The organism is Mesorhizobium sp. ORS 3428 (genome assembly GCF_001854785.1).
Classification (GTDB): Bacteria; Pseudomonadota; Alphaproteobacteria; order Rhizobiales; family Rhizobiaceae; genus Mesorhizobium.
Map to the genome: position 1 here is coordinate 18,764 of NZ_MDFL01000144.1, position 14,992 is coordinate 33,755.

The window sequence follows — 14,992 nt, forward strand, 5'->3', positions numbered from 1 at the left end:
AACGAAACGCAACTGACACATCCCCGTCAGTTGGGGTGACCTATAGGGCCGCCTACCAGTTTGAAAATCAACAGATTCCTTATTGGCCTAGCGGATTGGACAACAGGCAACTGACATGAGTTATGCCGAAAACCTCTGGCTTTTCTTCATCCTGTTGTTCGGCATCATCGCCGTGYCGGGCATGGACATGCTGTTCGTGCTGGCCAATGCGCTGACCGGCGGCGGCAACCGGGGCCTGGCCGCCACGGCCGGCATCATGCTCGGCGGCGCGGTGCATACGCTGAACGGCGCGGTCGGCGTCGGCCTGCTCATGCATTTCGTGCCGGTCCTGTTCAAGCCGTTGCTGGTCGCCGGCGCCGCCTATATGGCCTATATCGGCATTTCGCTGATGCGGAGTTCCATCACCGTCGGCGATGACGCGCCCGCGGCCAGCCGCTCGGCCTGGAAGGCGTTCCGTCAGGGCTTGGTCACCTGCCTGATCAATCCCAAGGCCTATCTCTTCATCCTTGCCGTCTATCCGCAGTTCCTGAAGCCGGCTTACGGTCCGATCTGGATGCAGGCGACGATGATGGGACTGCTCACGGTCGCCACGCAGGCAGGAATCTACGGCGGGCTCGCCATCACCGCCGGCCGCAGCCGGGCGCTGCTGGTCGACAATCCGAAGGCTACGGTGCTGGCCGGACGCACGGCAGGATTGCTTTTATTCGCGGTCTCCGTGTTCACCGCGTGGGAAGGACTGAGGGCGGCGTAATCGCCGCCCCCTCCTTGACTCAGCTCACGCGGCGCCTTGTCTGGCTGCCAGCAGCTCCCGCTTCACCGACCGGCGCCATTCGACGGCGCCGGCCAGACCGTGCAGAACCGTCTCGGTGGTCGCCCAGTCGATGCAGCCGTCGGTGATGCTCTGGCCGTAGGTGAGCGGCTTGCCGGGCACCACGTCCTGGCGGCCAGCGACGAGATTGCTCTCGATCATGACACCGATGATGYGCCCGTCGCCCGCCGCGATCTGCCCCGCCACGTCATGCGCGACTTTCGGCTGGTTCTCCGGACGCTTGCCGCTGTTGGCGTGGCTGACATCGATCATCAGCCGCGGCGCCACACCGATGCGGYCGAGCTCTACGGCAGCGGCATCGATACTTGCCGCATCGTAGTTCGGCACCACACCGCCGCGCAGGATGACGTGGCAGTCTTCGTTGCCGGTGGTCGCCGCGATGGCGCTGCGGCCGCCCTTGGTCACCGCCATGAAATGATGCGGCTGGGCGGCCGACTTCACCGCTTCGCCGGCGATCCTCAGATTGCCGTCGGTGCCGTTCTTGAAGCCGACCGGGCAGGAGAGGCCCGACGCCAGCTCGCGGTGGATCTGGCTCTCGGTCGTGCGCGCGCCGATGGCGCCCCAGGCGACGAGGTCGGCGATGTATTGCGGCGTCGTCATGTCGAGGAATTCGGTCGCCGCCGGCAGGCCGAGATTGTTGACGGCCGACAGCACGTTGCGCGCCATGCGCAACCCCTTGTCGATATTGAAGCTGCCGTCGAGGTCGGGATCGTTGATCAGGCCTTTCCAGCCGACCGTGGTGCGTGGCTTTTCAAAATAGACGCGCATGACGATCTCGAGCCGGTCCGCCAGGGCCTCGCGCAGTGCCGCCAGACGGCTGGCGTAGTCCACGGCAGCGACCGGATCGTGGATGGAACAAGGGCCGACGATGACTACCAGTCGATCGTCGGCCCCCGTCAGGATGGAATGGATGGCGTTGCGTGAAGCGGCAACGGTGCGCGTCGCCGTCAGTGAGCGCGGTATCTCGCGCATCACCTCGTCCGGCGTGCTCAGGACTTTGAGTTCCTTGACCCGAAGGTCGTCTGTGGTGGTCAACACGGCTTTCTGCTCCTGGTTAGGAGACCTGCCGGCTGAAACGAAAAAGCCGCCAGGTCTGGCGGCTTTTCGGATTTAGATGCTGCAATCTTCAGATCGAGCGCAATCCTCCCGCCGCCAGCGAGCTGTCGTAATAAAAGTACCAAAACGAGGCGGTCAGGTGGATCATGCGGCTCATATAGTCGAAGCCGGGCTGCTTGTCACGTGGCTGATGATGCGGGCGCGCGTTTGGCATCGCCAATTGTCGATGTAAGCGCCGCCCCTCATTGCCCTGCCGGGCATTTCTCTCCGTAAGTGACGGGGAGAAAGGGCTGGATGCTATCTCGGCGTTCCCTCTGCAACGCCGGCGATTGGCGAAATCGGCGATGAGAGCGCTCCTCTCCCCGTCACTTACAGGGAGAGGATGCCGGCAGGCAGGTGAAGGGCGGCGCGCGCCTGAAAATGGAACGAACGGGAACAACCTTTCTACGGCTCTTGCCCAGCCCTACTCCCCGATCACCCCGGCGATGTTCTGGTCGTAGTCGACCAGCGAGCCGGTCATGACGCCGGCCTGCGGGCTCAGCATATAGGTGATCAGCCGGGCAAGCTGCGCCGGCTTGACCAGCTGGCCCATCGGCTGGGCTGCTTCGGCCTTTTCAAGCCAGTCGTCCGGCGCGTCATGCCACTTCTTCTGCACAATCGCCTCGCCCTCGGTGTCCATCCAGCCGGGCAGCACCGCGTTGCAGCGGACGCGGTTCTTCCGATAGGCGCTGGCGACGTTCTTGGTCAGCGTCATCAGCGCGCCCTTGCTGGTCGAATAGGGCGTGAGGAAGGACTGGCCGGCATGCGCCGACATCGACAGCACGTTGAYGATCGAGCCCGGCGCCCTGCGCTCCAGGAGATGCGCGACAAGGCCCTGCATCAGGAAGAAGGGTCYGCGCACATTGGTGGCGAAGATCTGGTCGAAAAGCTCTTCCGATGTCTCGACCAGCGAGCCGCGCGCCGAAGTGGCGGCGGCGTTGACCAGCGCGTTCAGTGTGCCGAAATGGGCGAGCGCCGTTGCGACGGCGCGCTTGCAATCGGCGACCTTGGCGACATCGGCACTGATGAAGATGGCGTCGACCCCGTTCTTCTTCAGCGCGGCAACCGCCTTGTCGCCCTTCTCCTGCGAGCGGCCGACCAGCGCCAGCGCGCGGCAGCCCTCCTCGGCCAGGGCCTCGGCAACGGCAAAGCCGATGCCTTGCRCGCCGCCGGTGACGATGGCGCGCGTTTCAGAATTGCGACCGGCCAAACCGTTMATCGCTCTGCTCCTATGTTTTTGATTACCAATGGCTTCCCAAGATTCATTTAGGTTCCGATCGGTTCTCCGGTGCCTTCGCAACGTCGAGAACTTGGTCGAAGCGTCCTCAACCTCGTCATCCTGGGGCGAAGCAGGAGCGAACCTCCGTCGCGAAGACCTTAGGATTCCATGCCGTGACCCCAGCCGAAGAAGGCGGCGGAGCAGAATTCAGCACCGTTAGCATCGCTCAGATGTCACGGCATGGATCCTATCGTCTGCGCCGCGTCGCTTCGCTCCTTGCTTCRCCGTAGGATGAGGACGTGATGATGTTCCGGCTAATCACCAAACCCTGCGACCGACATCCTGACCGTCCTCAAAACGCTCGCCCGTGAATTAGTCGACGCGGACGGTCTTGCCCRTCTTCGCCGACTGCAAAGCGGCATCCGCCAGCTTCAGCGCAATCAGTCCGTCCTTGCCGCTCGGCGCCGCCTTCTTGCCCGCGGTTGCAGAGGCGATGAAGGYCGCGATCTCGTTGGCGTAGGCGTCGATGTAGCGGGTCATGAAGAAGTCGTGCAGCGGCGGGCGCGTGTAGCCCTTGTCGTTGGCGAGCTCGATCGACACCGGCCGCTGGTTCTCGGCCRCGACCATGCCTTTCGAGCCATGCACCTCGATGCGCTGGTCGTAGCCATAGGTGGCGCGGCGCGAATTGGAGATGACGGCCTGTTTGCCCGACGCGGTCTCGAGGATGACGCTGACCGAGTCGAAATCGCCCGCTTCGCCGATCTTCTTGTCGACCAGCACCGAGGCATGGGCGCTGACCGCAACCGGCTCCTCGCCGAGCAGGAAGCGCGCCATGTCGAAATCATGGATGGTCATGTCGCGAAAAATGCCGCCGGAGCGGGCGATGTAGTCGAGCGGCGGGGCGCCCGGATCGCGTGACGTGATGGTGACCATCTCGACGTCGCCGATGGCGCCGTCATCGATCGCCTTGCGGACGGCGGCGAAATGCGGATCGAAGCGGCGGTTGAAGCCGACCATGAGCGTGGCGTTGGCCTTCTCGACCACGCCCAGGCACTGCTCGACGCGCTTGACGTCGAGATCGATCGGCTTCTCGCAGAAGATCGCCTTGCCGGCCTTGGCGAAGCGCTCGATGAGGTCGGCATGGGTATCGGTCGGGGTGCAGATGATGACGGCGTCGATGTCCTTGGCCTGCTCGATGGCATCGATCGTGCGCACCTCAGCGCCGTAGGCGGAGGCGAGCTCAGTCGCCGCCTTCTCGAAGGCATCGGCCACGACCACCAGTTTGGCCTGCGGGTTGGAGGCAACGGCGCGGGCATGCACCTTGCCGATACGGCCGGCGCCGAGAAGAGCGAAGCGGAGGGTCATGGAATGTCCTTTGAGGGTGGTTCTAAAACATGTCCGCGCCTGCCGGCGCGGACGATTYCTGGTGATCCCGTCGTGACGACTCGTCAGGCGGCCTGGAGTTCCGCCTGTCCGGTCTTGGCGCCGGTGATGTAGGCGACGATGTCGTTGCCGTCGGTGTCCTGCTTGCGCAGGTTTGCGACGATGCGGCCGCGGCGGAAGACGACGATGCGGTCGACCAGGTCGAACACCTGGCGCATGTTGTGGCTGATCAGGATCAGCGGCTCGCCGTTTTCCTTCAGCGTGCGGATGATGTTTTCGACCTGTGCCGTCTCCTGCACGCCGAGCGCCGCTGTCGGCTCGTCCATGATGATCAGCTTGGACGCGAAGGTCGCGGTGCGGGCGATCGCCACGCACTGGCGCTGGCCGCCGGACATGTGGCGGATGGTGCTGGAGAGATTCGGAATCTTCACCGCTGTGYGGATCAGCGCCGCCTCGGTCGCCTTGCGCATGGCCTTGCGGTCGAGGATCGAGAAGGGGCCGAGATTGAACAGCACCTTCTCGCGGCCGAGGAAGAGGTTCGACGGCACGTCGAGGTCGTCGGCCAAAGCGAGGTTCTGGAACACGGTCTCGATGCCCGCCTCGCGCGCCTCAATTGGGCCGGCGAAGTTCACCTCGTTGCCGTCGAACCAGATCTTGCCTTCGGTGCGCTGCTCGACGCCGGTGATCTGGCGCACGAAGGTCGATTTGCCGGCGCCGTTGTCGCCCATGATGGCGACATGCTCGCCCTTGCGCAGCTCGAAGTTCGCACCCTGCAGCGCGTGCACGCCGCCATAATGCTTGGTGAGGTTTTCGGTCTTCAGAACGATGTCGGACATAGTCAAGCTCCTATCGCCCGGCGGCGCTGGCGCCATTGATCGAGAACGACTGYGCCAACGATGATCACGCCCTTGACCATCTCCTGGTAGTAGGCGTCGAGGCGCAGGAAGGTGAAGCCGGAGATGATGACGCCGAAGATCAGCGAGCCGATCACGGTGCCGATGATAGACCCGCGGCCGCCCGACAGCGAGACGCCGCCGATGACCGCCATGGCGATCGCGTCGAGCTCGTACATCACGCCCATGCCGGCCTGGGCGGTGAGGTTCTTGGAGGAAAGCACCACCGCGGCGACCGAGGCGAGGATGCCGGCAATCACATAGACCAGCACCTTATGGTTGGCGATCTTGATGCCGGACATGCGCGCGGCGTCCTCGTTGGAGCCGATGGCGTAACAGTGCTTGCCATATCTGGTGTAGCTCAGGATGAGCTGGAACAGGATCGCCAGCGAAATGAAGATGATGACCGGCATCAGGCCCTTGCCGATCGCCGCGAAGTTGTCGGTCRGGAACGAGATCGGCTGGCCCTTCGACCACCATTTGGCGATACCGCGGGCGGTGACCATCATGCCGAGCGTGGCGATGAAAGGCGGAATGCGGGTGTAGGCAATAAGCAAGCCGTTGATCAGGCCGGCGAGCAAGCCGCACCCAACCGCGACCAGCAGCGGCACGATGACCGGCAGGTCGGTCCAGCCATAGGCGATGAACATTGCCTTGGGGTTGGGATTGCCGTTGACGGTCGCAACTTGCGCGAAGCTCATCGCGATCATGGCGGTGGCGCCGACGATCGAGCCCGAGGACAGGTCTATGCCGCCGCTGATGATGACCTGCGTGACGCCTATGGCGATGATGCCGACAATCGACACCTGCAGGATGATGATCTGCAGGCGCTGCTCATTGAAGATGCCCGCGACGTTCTCGCGGGTGTTGAACAGGAAGCTGTCGCCGAGGAAGACCCGGCCGATCAGCTCGAACGCGCCGACGAGAATGACGAGCGCCAGGAACACGTTGAATTCGGCGGGCCAGGGGCGCTTCTTGGCGTCGTAACTCAAGCCGCCAATGCCATGCGATGTCTGTGACACGTCTTCTTCCTCCGAATGACCGCCCCCGCTCTCCCGCCCGGTGAGGCGGGAGAAGGAAGGGAGCGGCGCTGCTCAGTCAGCAGCCGGTTTCAGCCAGTCCGATGCGTCGGAGCGCCGCTCCAGAGTTTTCACGCAATTCCGAACCTGGAATTGCGTTGGCGCAGCCTCAGTTCTTCTTCAGGAACTTGTCGATGTTCGCCGGCGTGACGAGCTGGAAGGGGATGTAGACCTTGTGCTCCACCTTCTCGCCCTTGGCGAGCTTCAGCGCCGCGTTGAGCGCTCCGGCACCCTGGCCGGCCGCGTCCTGGAAGACGGTCACGTCGAGATCGCCCGCCTGCATCGCGGCCAGCGCGTCCTGGGTGGCGTCGACGCCGCCGACGACGACCGACTTCATATCGACGTTGGCGGCCTTCATCGCCTGGATGGCGCCGATAGCGCTTTCGTCGTTGTTGGCGATGACGCCGTCGAACGGCTTGCCGGACGACAGCCAGTTCGTCATCAGGTTCTGCGCTTCATCACGTTTCCAGTTCGAGGTCTGCTTGTCGATGATCTTGATGAAGTTGCAGTCCGGCGTGGAGATCACTTCCTCTATGTCCTTGGTGCGCTGCACCGCGGCCTGATTGGAAAGCTCGCCCATGATCACATAGACATTGGCTTCCTTCTTGCCGGCTTCCTTGAACAGGCGGCAGRCTTCCTTGGTCTCGAGCGTGCCGGATTCGGCCTCGTTCGAAGCGACGAAGGCCTGGTTGTCGGGCAGCTTGTCGACATTGACCGGCTCGCGGTTGACATAGACCAGCGGGATCTTGGCCGCGGCGGCGGCGTCCGACATCGCCTGGGTGGCCGAGGTGTCGACCGGGTTGACGATGATGGCGTCGACGCCCGAGGCGGYGAAGTTCTTGATCTGGTCGAGCTGCTTGGCCACGTCGTTCTGYGCGTCCTCGACCTGCAGTTGGACACCATCCATGCCCTTGGCCTRCGCGATCATGCCGTTGCGCAGCACGGTGAGGAAGTTGTCGTCGAAAAGGGCCATCGACACGCCGATCTTGGCGGCGAAGGCGGACGAACTCATCAGCGCCGAAAGCGCGACGCCCAAAAGCAGTTTCTTCATTTTATTTCTCCTCCACTTGGTGTCCGGCTGCACCGATTGAACCGGAATCCYCGATCTCTCCGGGGAATCTCTCCCTATGGCCTCAGGCGGCGTTTTCCTCGCACAATGGAACGCCTGGTCCTCCGTTTGAAACAGATGTTCCGGAACGAAAGAACCAAAATACCCGGTTGGTGAAATATTTATTCCATTTCGCTTGCGGCCGTCAAGGGAGATTCGGAATGGACGTGCCGGTTTTTCGATCCTGGCAAGCGTGCAGCGCCCTCCATGACCGGAGACGCAAGCATTCTTCAGCGGAATCCTGCACGATTTGCCGCCGCGAAAGGATTCCATCAGCCTGATGGATCACATCATTCCGGCGGGCGACGGCTCAAATGTTTTCAGGTAGGTAGATGTCGAAGGGCAGAAAAGTCTGGCCGGGCGCATTGGCGGCGCCGCTTTCGATGGCATGCGCCATCAGGTCGACAAGCTCGCGGCACAGCGCCGCCAGCGGTGTCGAGATCACCATGGTGAGGATGTTGTCGGCAAGCGCCGCGCGCGAGAAGGCATTGATCTCGTTGCAGATCACCACCGGCATGTTCGCCGGTTTCGCCGCCCTCAGCGCTGCGACCGCGCCTTCCATGCCGCCGCCTGCGACGTAGCAGCCGGCAAGGTCCGGGTGACGCGCCAGAAGATCGAGCATGGCATCATGGGTCACCTGGTTGGCTTCCAGATTGACCAGCGTTTCCATCACCGTGAAGTCCGGCGCGTGCTCGCGGAAATAGGAGCGGAAGCCAATTTCGCGCAGCTCATGGCCGTGGAAGCGGTGGCTGCCGACAAAAAGCGCGACCTTGCCGGGCTTCTTCGCGGCCTTGGCGATCATCCAGGCCGCGGTGCGCCCGACCTTGCGGTTGTCGAGCCCGACATAGCCCTCACGGATGCCGGCGGCGAAGTCGGACAGCAGCGAAAAGACYGGCTGCCCCCTCACCTTCAACGCCTCCACCACCGCCGTCAAAGTCGGGTGGTCCGGGCCGACAACGGCAATGGCCTTGGATTTCGCCGCCAGCTTGCGCATCTGCGCGGCGATCTCGTCCGGCGCCAGCGAGGCGGCGAAGTCGATCGTCGCGACGCCGCGGAAGCGTTGCGACTGGGCGACCGCAAGCTCAAGCGCCCGCGCGAAATCGCCATAGAAGACATCATTGCCGCGCAGCAGCAGGAAACCGAGGCGGTATTCCGGCAGTTCCTGGCGCATGCGCTGCTTGATCAGGCCGGCGGCGTGATAGCCGATATCGGTCGCCGCCTCGTAGACCCGGCGCGCCGTTTCCTCGCGCACCGGCAGGCGGTTGTTCAGCACCCTGTCGACGGTGGCGACGCTGACGCCGGAGACCCGCGCGAGATCGGTAATGGTCGGCCGCTTTGCCATGAATGCTCCATTGCTTGCCCGATTGAGAATAACTCATTCTGATAGGAAATGATAGAATCTATCTTTGTGACGTTGAGCCTATCATGGCTTGGCGCTATGGTGAAGTGGAAGCCAGCCATGCGCGAGCCCGGACCGAACAAGGGCAGATCGCCGGGCGGCGATGGAGGAACCCGCAATGACGGCAATCACGTCTCCGGCGCTGTCCGGACGCGACTACAGCCTGACCGGACGCGACGCCAGGCTCGCGGTCGAGACCGGGCTTTCGGYGGCCGAGTGGTACCATACCGAGATCCCGCGCAAGCAGATGAAGGAGYTGATGCAGCGCTCCGACCAGCCGGCGATCCGCGACACCATCATCTGGCTCGGCGCGCTGATCCTCAGCGGCGCCGGCGGTGCCTGGTTCTGGGGCACCTGGTGGTGYGTCCCCTTCTTCTTCGTCTACGGCGCGCTCTACGGCTCCTCGACCGATTCCCGCTGGCACGAATGCGGCCACGGCACGGCCTTCCGCACCCAGTGGATGAACGACGCCGTCTACCAATTCGCCAGTTTCATGATCATGCGCAATCCGGTGACCTGGCGCTGGAGCCACACGCGCCACCACACCGACACCATCATCGTCGGCCGCGACCCGGAGATCGCCGTCATGCGGCCGCCGGACCTTCTGCGCCTGGTCCTGAACTTCTTCGGCATTCTCGACGTCTGGCATGCGATGACCGACATGGTGCGCAACGCCGCCGGCGTCATCAGTGCCGCGGAGAAGACCTTCATTCCCGAACAGGAGCAGCCCAGGGCTATCCGCATCGCCCGCACCTGGCTGGCCATCTATGTCGCGACCATCGCGCTGGCGCTCTATCTCCACTCATGGCTGCCGCTGATGCTCGTCGGCCTGCCCCGCCTTTATGGYGCCTGGCATCATGTCATGACCGGGCTGCTGCAGCACGGCGGGCTTGCCGACAATGTCATCGACCACCGCCTGAACAGCCGCACCGTCTACATGAATCCGGTCAGYCGGTTCATCTACTGGAACATGAACTACCATGTGGAGCACCACATGTTCCCGATGGTGCCCTATCACGCGCTGCCCAAGCTGCATGAACTGATCAAACACGACCTGCCGGYGCCGACGCCGTCGATCCTGGCGGGCTACCGCGAGATGATCCCCGCCTTCCTGCGCCAGCTGCGCAACGAGGAGTATTTCATCAAGCGCGAGCTGCCGCCAACGGCAAAGCCCTATCGGGAAGAGCTGCACAACGGCAGTCCGGCAGCGGCTGCGGCCGAGTGACCGGTTCCGACACAACCAAGACTATCGCCGGAGGATGACATGAGCGATTGGGTCGAGGCCTGCGCGGCCGGAGATATCGACGAAGAGGACGTGATGCGGTTCGATCACGCCGGCCGCACCTACGCCATCTACCGCAGCCCGGAGGACGAATATTTCGCGACGGACGGCCTGTGCTCGCATGAGAAGGTGCATCTCGCCGACGGGCTGGTGATGGACGACATCATCGAATGCCCGAAGCACAATGGCCGCTTCAACTACAAGACCGGCGACGCGCGCGGCGCGCCGGTCTGCGTCAACCTCAAGACCTATCCGGTCAAGGTCGACGCCGGCAAAGTCCTCATTCAGGTCGGGTGACGGCGATGGCGGGAGGAATGGTCATCATCGGCGCCGGGGAATGCGGCGGGCGCGCCGCGCTCACCTTACGCGATCTCGGTTTCGAAGGGTCGGTGACGCTGGTCGGCGACGAACCGCATCTGCCCTATGAGCGGCCGCCGCTGTCGAAGGAGGCGATGACCGGCGAGGCGCCAACCATCAAGGCGATCGCCAGCGATGAACTCCTGGCCGAACGCTCGATCCGCCATATCCATTCCGTCCGGGCCGTGGCGATCGACCGCGCCGCGCATGTCGTGCGCCTGTCGGACGGCTCTTCGCTTTCCTACGACAAGCTGCTGCTTGCGACCGGGTCCGTGCCACGCAAGCTGCCGATGCCGGGCCTTGGGGGACGCAGCGTGTATTTGCGGACCTTCAACGATGCACTCGCCATCCGCGCCCATCTCAGGCCTGAGAACCGCGTCGCCATCATCGGCGGCGGCTTCATCGGCCTGGAACTTGCCGCCGCGGCGCGCAAGCTCGGCGCCACGGTCACGGTCATCGAGGTGCAGCCGCGCATCCTGATGCGCGGCGTGCCGRCCGAAATCGCCGAAATCATCCACCAGGCGCATGAGGCCGAAGGCGTGGCGGTTCTTACCGGACAGGGCATCGCGGCGATTGCCGACGACGGCGTCGAGGTCCGCATCGCGCTGGCCGACGGGCGGGAGGTCGTTGCCGATCTGGCCGTGATCGGCATCGGCGCCGTGCCGGTGACGGCGCTCGCCGCCGAAGCGGGGCTGGCGATCAACAACGGCGTCRCCGTCGACGAAATGCTGCGCACCGAGGACCCGGACATCTTCGCGGCCGGCGACTGCTGCTCGTTCCCGCTCGCAATCTATGGCGGCCGGCGCGTGCGGCTGGAGGCTTGGCGCAACGCGCAGGAGCAGGGCGCGCTCGCCGCCAAGAACATGCTGGGCGCCAACGAGGCGCATGCGGCCGTGCCGTGGTTCTGGTCGGATCAATACGGGCTCACGCTGCAGATCGCCGGGCTTTCGGACGAGGGCCGCAGGGTCGTGCGGCGCGATCTCGACGACGGCGCCTTCATCCTGTTCCACCTGGCCGAGGACGGAAGGCTGGTCGCCGCCAGCGGCATCGGCCCTGGCAATGCGGTGGCGCGCGACATCCGCCTCGCGGAGATGCTGATTGCCAAGCGGGCCACGCCGGCGCCTGAGGCGCTCGGATCGCAAGCGGTCAAGCTGAAGTCGCTGCTGGCGGCGTAGACCCGCTTGGTCGCTGGAATTGAGGGAATTCACGGACATGGCAGGCAACAGACCGACCGTCGCCGATTTGCAATCGCTGAAGGGCAGGCGACAGCTTTCCAAGCTGCGCGTCTTCTCGCTGGAAGAGGCCGAGGCCGCCGAGCGCGCCGGCATCGACATGATCTCGGTCCCCTATGATCTCATGTTCGATCCGCGTTTTCGCGACGCGGCGCCCACCTGCTTTGCCATTCCCGGCGATGAACGCATAAAGCTCGGCGCCACTACCGACGAGATCCTGCGCATGGCGGTGAAGCTGCGCGCGGCGAGCGCCGACGCCATGTATTGCTCGGCCAGTCTGCAGACCATCCGCCGCCTGCGCGACGAATACATTCCGGTCTGCGGCCATGTCGGGCTGATCCCGGCGCATGCGACCTGGACGGGCGGCTTCAAGGCGGTCGGCAAGACGGCCGAGAGCGCTGCGTTCGTGTGGAAGCAGGTCAAGGACCTCGAAGCCGCCGGCRCCTTCGCCGCCGAGATCGAGGTGGTGCCGGYCGGCGTCGCAAGCRCCATCTCGCGGCGCACGCCGCTGATCATGATCTCGATGGGCGCCGGCGCCGGATGCGACGCGCAATATCTCTTCTCGGAAGACGTGCTCGGCAGCAATCGCGGCCACTATCCGCGCCATGCCAAGCGCTACCGGGATTTCTCCGCGGAGTTCGAGCGCCTGCAGAACGAGCGCATCGCCGCGTTTCGTGAGTATGCCGACGACATCCAGTCGGGCATCTATCCGGAACCGCGCCACGTCGTCGAGGCGGACCCGGAGGAACTGCGCAAGTTCGAGGCTTTTCTGGAGTCGCAGCCGTAACGGATTGGCCGGAAGAGAGCGAATCCGAACGCCGAGCCAGTTCGCTGGCTAGAACAGCGCCTTCAGTTCGTCCAGCTTGTCGTTGACGAGCCAGCCGTAATAGTTCTCCTCGGGCAGCCTCTGAGGCTCGCCGGCGGCGCGGCGCTTTTCGTTCTCCGCCTTCAGCGCATAGGCGCGCTGCTCGGGATTGCCGACATTGTAGAGCGTGGCGGTCAGGCCCGGATTGTGCGAGATGTCGAAGCCGGCGATGCTTTTGTAGGCGTCGATCGACTTCCTGATGGTGGCGGCGACGTAAGGCAGCGTGAGGTCGGGATCCATGATTGTCTTGTAGACCGTGTTCGGATCGTTGACATCGAGCTTGGGCAGACCCGAGACCTTGTGCACGAGGTCGCTCATCTGCAGCGCTGTCAGCGGGTTGAGCTGGCCGAGGCCGAAGGTMTGGCCGGCATAGTAGGGCTGGAAGAAGGTGGCGCCGAAGCGATCATTGGGGAAGCTCTCGCCCCCGACCGTCTTGCCGCGGAAGGAATGGTTCCAGACCTGCTCGCGGCATTCCCAAAGATCGTAACTGTCGTCCATGCCGGCGCATTTCCTGAATTCCGGCCGCTGCACGAAATCACTGACGTCCTCGCCGTCATAGGCGAAGGTAAGCTTGCCCGACAGATAAGAGATCGCCTTGACGTAATAGGTCTGCAGCCTGTCATAGGCGTCGACATTATAGGTGTGCTCGCCGACGATGGCGCCGACGATGTGAATCGGATCGATGCCGTAGGCGGCCGCCGCCTTGCTGATCTTGGCGCGAAGCTCGGCGTCGTTCTGCAGGAGCGCGTAGACCTTGCGGTATTTGGYCTGGAAAGTGGTGTTGGTGGCCTGGGTGCGCCGGCTGGAAGCGCCAGGAATATCCGGCTGCACGCTGTTGYGGTTGCCCGGCGGCACCATGGTCGYGGCATCGGCTGTTGCGACCGCCGTCRCCAATGCCAGGCCGAGGAAAAGGAATATGCGTTTCTTCATGCGCCGCCGCTCTGGAGCGGCTCAGCTATCGATGAAACCGCCAACCCGCTCCAACCATTTGTTTATGCAATTCCGGACGGAAAACCGCTAGGCACTTTTCCGGGAGCTGCTTTGGAAATCGGCGGCAAACTAGGTAAAGCGGCCGGCAGAGTCGAGACAGGTCAAGCTCATGCCGGAACGAAAGGTGGCCAGATGGTACCATCTGGCCACACATCGCCGGACTTTGCGGTTAAAGCGCATCGCGCTGAAACGGATTCAGGCGACGCGCTTTAACTCTTTGTTTTGATGCATGTCGTTTTCCCAAAACCGCTACGCACTTTTGGGCGACATGCATTAGAGAATGAACCGCGACAGGTCGGTGTTGCGCGACAGATCGCCGACATGCTTCTGCACATAGTCGGCATCGATGGTGACCGCCGTGCCGTGGCGGTCCGGCGCGTCGTAGGAAATCTCGTCCAGCACACGCTCCATCACCGTCTGCAGACGCCTGGCGCCGATATTCTCGACGCTGGCGTTGAGATCGACGGCTATGCCGGCGAGCGAATCGATGGCATCGTCGGTGAAGACGAGATCGACGCCTTCGGTCTTCATCAGCGCGATGTACTGCTTGATCAGGCTGGCCTCGGTCTCGGTGAGGATGCGCACGAAATCCTCCTTCTCCAGGGCGCGCAACTCGACGCGGATCGGCAGGCGGCCCYGCAACTCCGGCAGCAGGTCCGAGGGCTTGGAGACGTGGAAGGCGCCCGAGGCGATGAACAGGATATGGTCCGTCTTCACCGGCCCGTATTTGGTCGCGACCGTGGTGCCCTCGACCAGCGGCAGCAGGTCGCGCTGCACGCCTTCGCGTGAAACCCCGGCGCCCATGCCGCCCTCGCGCGAGGCGATCTTGTCGATCTCGTCGAGGAAGACGATGCCGTCATTCTCCGTCGATTCCAGCGCCCGGCGCACAACCTCGTCCTGGTCGAGCAGCTTGTCGGATTCGTCATTGACCAGCAGCGTATAGGAATCGCRCACCGTGGTCTTGCGGGCCTTGGTCCGGCGGCCGCCCATCGCTTTCGTCAGCATGTCGTTGATGTTGAGCACGCCGATATTGGCACCGGGCATGCCCGGGATCTCGAAGCCGGGCATGCCGCCCGTGCCGGTGTCGGCCACCTCGATCTCGATCTCCTTGTCGTCGAGCTCGCCGTCGCGCAGCCTCTTGCGGAAGGAGTCCCGGGTCGCCGGGCTCGCCGTCTTGCCGACGAGGGCCTCCAGAACGCGCTCTTCGGCGTTGACCTGGGCACGCGCCTTGACGTCCTCGCGCATCTTCTCGCGCGTCAGG

The 14,992-nt window shown here is 63.7% G+C and carries 15 protein-coding genes; 5 read left to right on the forward strand and 10 right to left on the reverse strand.

Annotation, left to right across the window (positions count from 1 at the left end; translation table 11 throughout):
* Positions 1 to 115 precede the first annotated feature (115 nt).
* Positions 116 to 751 (forward strand): LysE family translocator, encoded by a 636-nt coding sequence (locus ORS3428_RS24615; RefSeq protein ID WP_071100896.1) that lies wholly within the window; start codon positions 116 to 118, stop codon positions 749 to 751.
* Between the two features lie 24 nt (positions 752 to 775).
* On the opposite strand, the gene ORS3428_RS24620 is transcribed toward ORS3428_RS24615, so the two are convergent.
* The 8 genes from ORS3428_RS24620 to ORS3428_RS24650 form a co-directional block, all read right to left on the reverse strand.
* Positions 776 to 1,867 (reverse strand): 3-deoxy-7-phosphoheptulonate synthase, encoded by a 1,092-nt coding sequence (locus ORS3428_RS24620; RefSeq protein ID WP_071100897.1) that lies wholly within the window; start codon positions 1,865 to 1,867, stop codon positions 776 to 778.
* An 88-nt stretch (positions 1,868 to 1,955) separates the two neighbouring features.
* Positions 1,956 to 2,099: a hypothetical protein gene (locus ORS3428_RS33395; RefSeq protein ID WP_157895988.1), complete on the reverse strand. Its 144-nt coding sequence runs from the start codon at positions 2,097 to 2,099 to the stop codon at positions 1,956 to 1,958.
* Between the two features lie 249 nt (positions 2,100 to 2,348).
* Entirely contained in the window at positions 2,349 to 3,143 is a 795-nt protein-coding gene (locus ORS3428_RS24625; RefSeq protein WP_071100912.1) for an SDR family oxidoreductase, read from the reverse strand.
* A 372-nt stretch (positions 3,144 to 3,515) separates the two neighbouring features.
* Entirely contained in the window at positions 3,516 to 4,508 is a 993-nt protein-coding gene (iolG, locus tag ORS3428_RS24630) for an inositol 2-dehydrogenase (protein ID WP_071100898.1), read from the reverse strand.
* Positions 4,509 to 4,591: 83 nt separating this feature from the next.
* Positions 4,592 to 5,362 (reverse strand): ATP-binding cassette domain-containing protein, encoded by a 771-nt coding sequence (locus ORS3428_RS24635; protein ID WP_071100899.1) that lies wholly within the window; start codon positions 5,360 to 5,362, stop codon positions 4,592 to 4,594.
* Between the two features lie 2 nt (positions 5,363 to 5,364).
* Complete coding sequence (locus tag ORS3428_RS24640; protein WP_071100900.1) at positions 5,365 to 6,441, reverse strand: ABC transporter permease; 1,077 nt, start codon at positions 6,439 to 6,441, stop codon at positions 5,365 to 5,367.
* Between the two features lie 166 nt (positions 6,442 to 6,607).
* Positions 6,608 to 7,549 (reverse strand): sugar ABC transporter substrate-binding protein, encoded by a 942-nt coding sequence (locus ORS3428_RS24645; protein WP_071100901.1) that lies wholly within the window; start codon positions 7,547 to 7,549, stop codon positions 6,608 to 6,610.
* A 367-nt stretch (positions 7,550 to 7,916) separates the two neighbouring features.
* Complete coding sequence (locus tag ORS3428_RS24650; RefSeq protein WP_071100902.1) at positions 7,917 to 8,948, reverse strand: LacI family DNA-binding transcriptional regulator; 1,032 nt, start codon at positions 8,946 to 8,948, stop codon at positions 7,917 to 7,919.
* Between the two features lie 175 nt (positions 8,949 to 9,123).
* Between ORS3428_RS24650 and ORS3428_RS24655 the strand changes: the two genes are divergently transcribed.
* The 4 genes from ORS3428_RS24655 to ORS3428_RS24670 are packed head-to-tail and all read left to right on the forward strand — an operon-like array spanning position 9,124 to position 12,663.
* Positions 9,124 to 10,230 carry a fatty acid desaturase family protein gene (locus ORS3428_RS24655; RefSeq protein ID WP_071100903.1) on the forward strand — a complete coding sequence of 369 codons (1,107 nt, stop codon included), beginning with the start codon at positions 9,124 to 9,126 and terminating at the stop codon, positions 10,228 to 10,230.
* Positions 10,231 to 10,269: 39 nt separating this feature from the next.
* Complete coding sequence (locus ORS3428_RS24660) at positions 10,270 to 10,584, forward strand: MocE family 2Fe-2S type ferredoxin (protein WP_071100904.1); 315 nt, start codon at positions 10,270 to 10,272, stop codon at positions 10,582 to 10,584.
* A 17-nt stretch (positions 10,585 to 10,601) separates the two neighbouring features.
* The gene (locus ORS3428_RS24665; RefSeq protein WP_172833728.1) at positions 10,602 to 11,819 is read left to right on the forward strand and encodes an NAD(P)/FAD-dependent oxidoreductase; all 1,218 of its coding nucleotides are present in this window, start codon (positions 10,602 to 10,604) and stop codon (positions 11,817 to 11,819) included.
* A 37-nt stretch (positions 11,820 to 11,856) separates the two neighbouring features.
* On the forward strand, positions 11,857 to 12,663 hold the full coding sequence (locus ORS3428_RS24670) for a 3-methyl-2-oxobutanoate hydroxymethyltransferase (protein WP_071100906.1): 807 nt from the start codon (positions 11,857 to 11,859) through the stop codon (positions 12,661 to 12,663).
* Positions 12,664 to 12,711: 48 nt separating this feature from the next.
* Here the strand turns inward: ORS3428_RS24670 and ORS3428_RS24675 are convergent, their stop codons facing one another.
* Positions 12,712 to 13,671: a DUF1402 family protein gene (locus ORS3428_RS24675; RefSeq protein WP_071100907.1), complete on the reverse strand. Its 960-nt coding sequence runs from the start codon at positions 13,669 to 13,671 to the stop codon at positions 12,712 to 12,714.
* Positions 13,672 to 14,004: 333 nt separating this feature from the next.
* On the reverse strand, positions 14,005 to 14,992 hold a 988-nt coding region (hslU, locus tag ORS3428_RS24680), incomplete at its 5' end, for an ATP-dependent protease ATPase subunit HslU (protein WP_071100908.1).

Excerpts from the sequence above, each read along its gene's own strand:
- ORS3428_RS33395 (WP_157895988.1), bottom strand. The coding sequence starts at position 2,099 with ATGCCAAACGCGCGCCCGCATCATCAGCCACGTGACAAGCAGCCCGGC.
- ORS3428_RS24660 (WP_071100904.1), top strand. The coding sequence starts at position 10,270 with ATGAGCGATTGGGTCGAGGCCTGCGCGGCCGGAGATATCGACGAAGAG.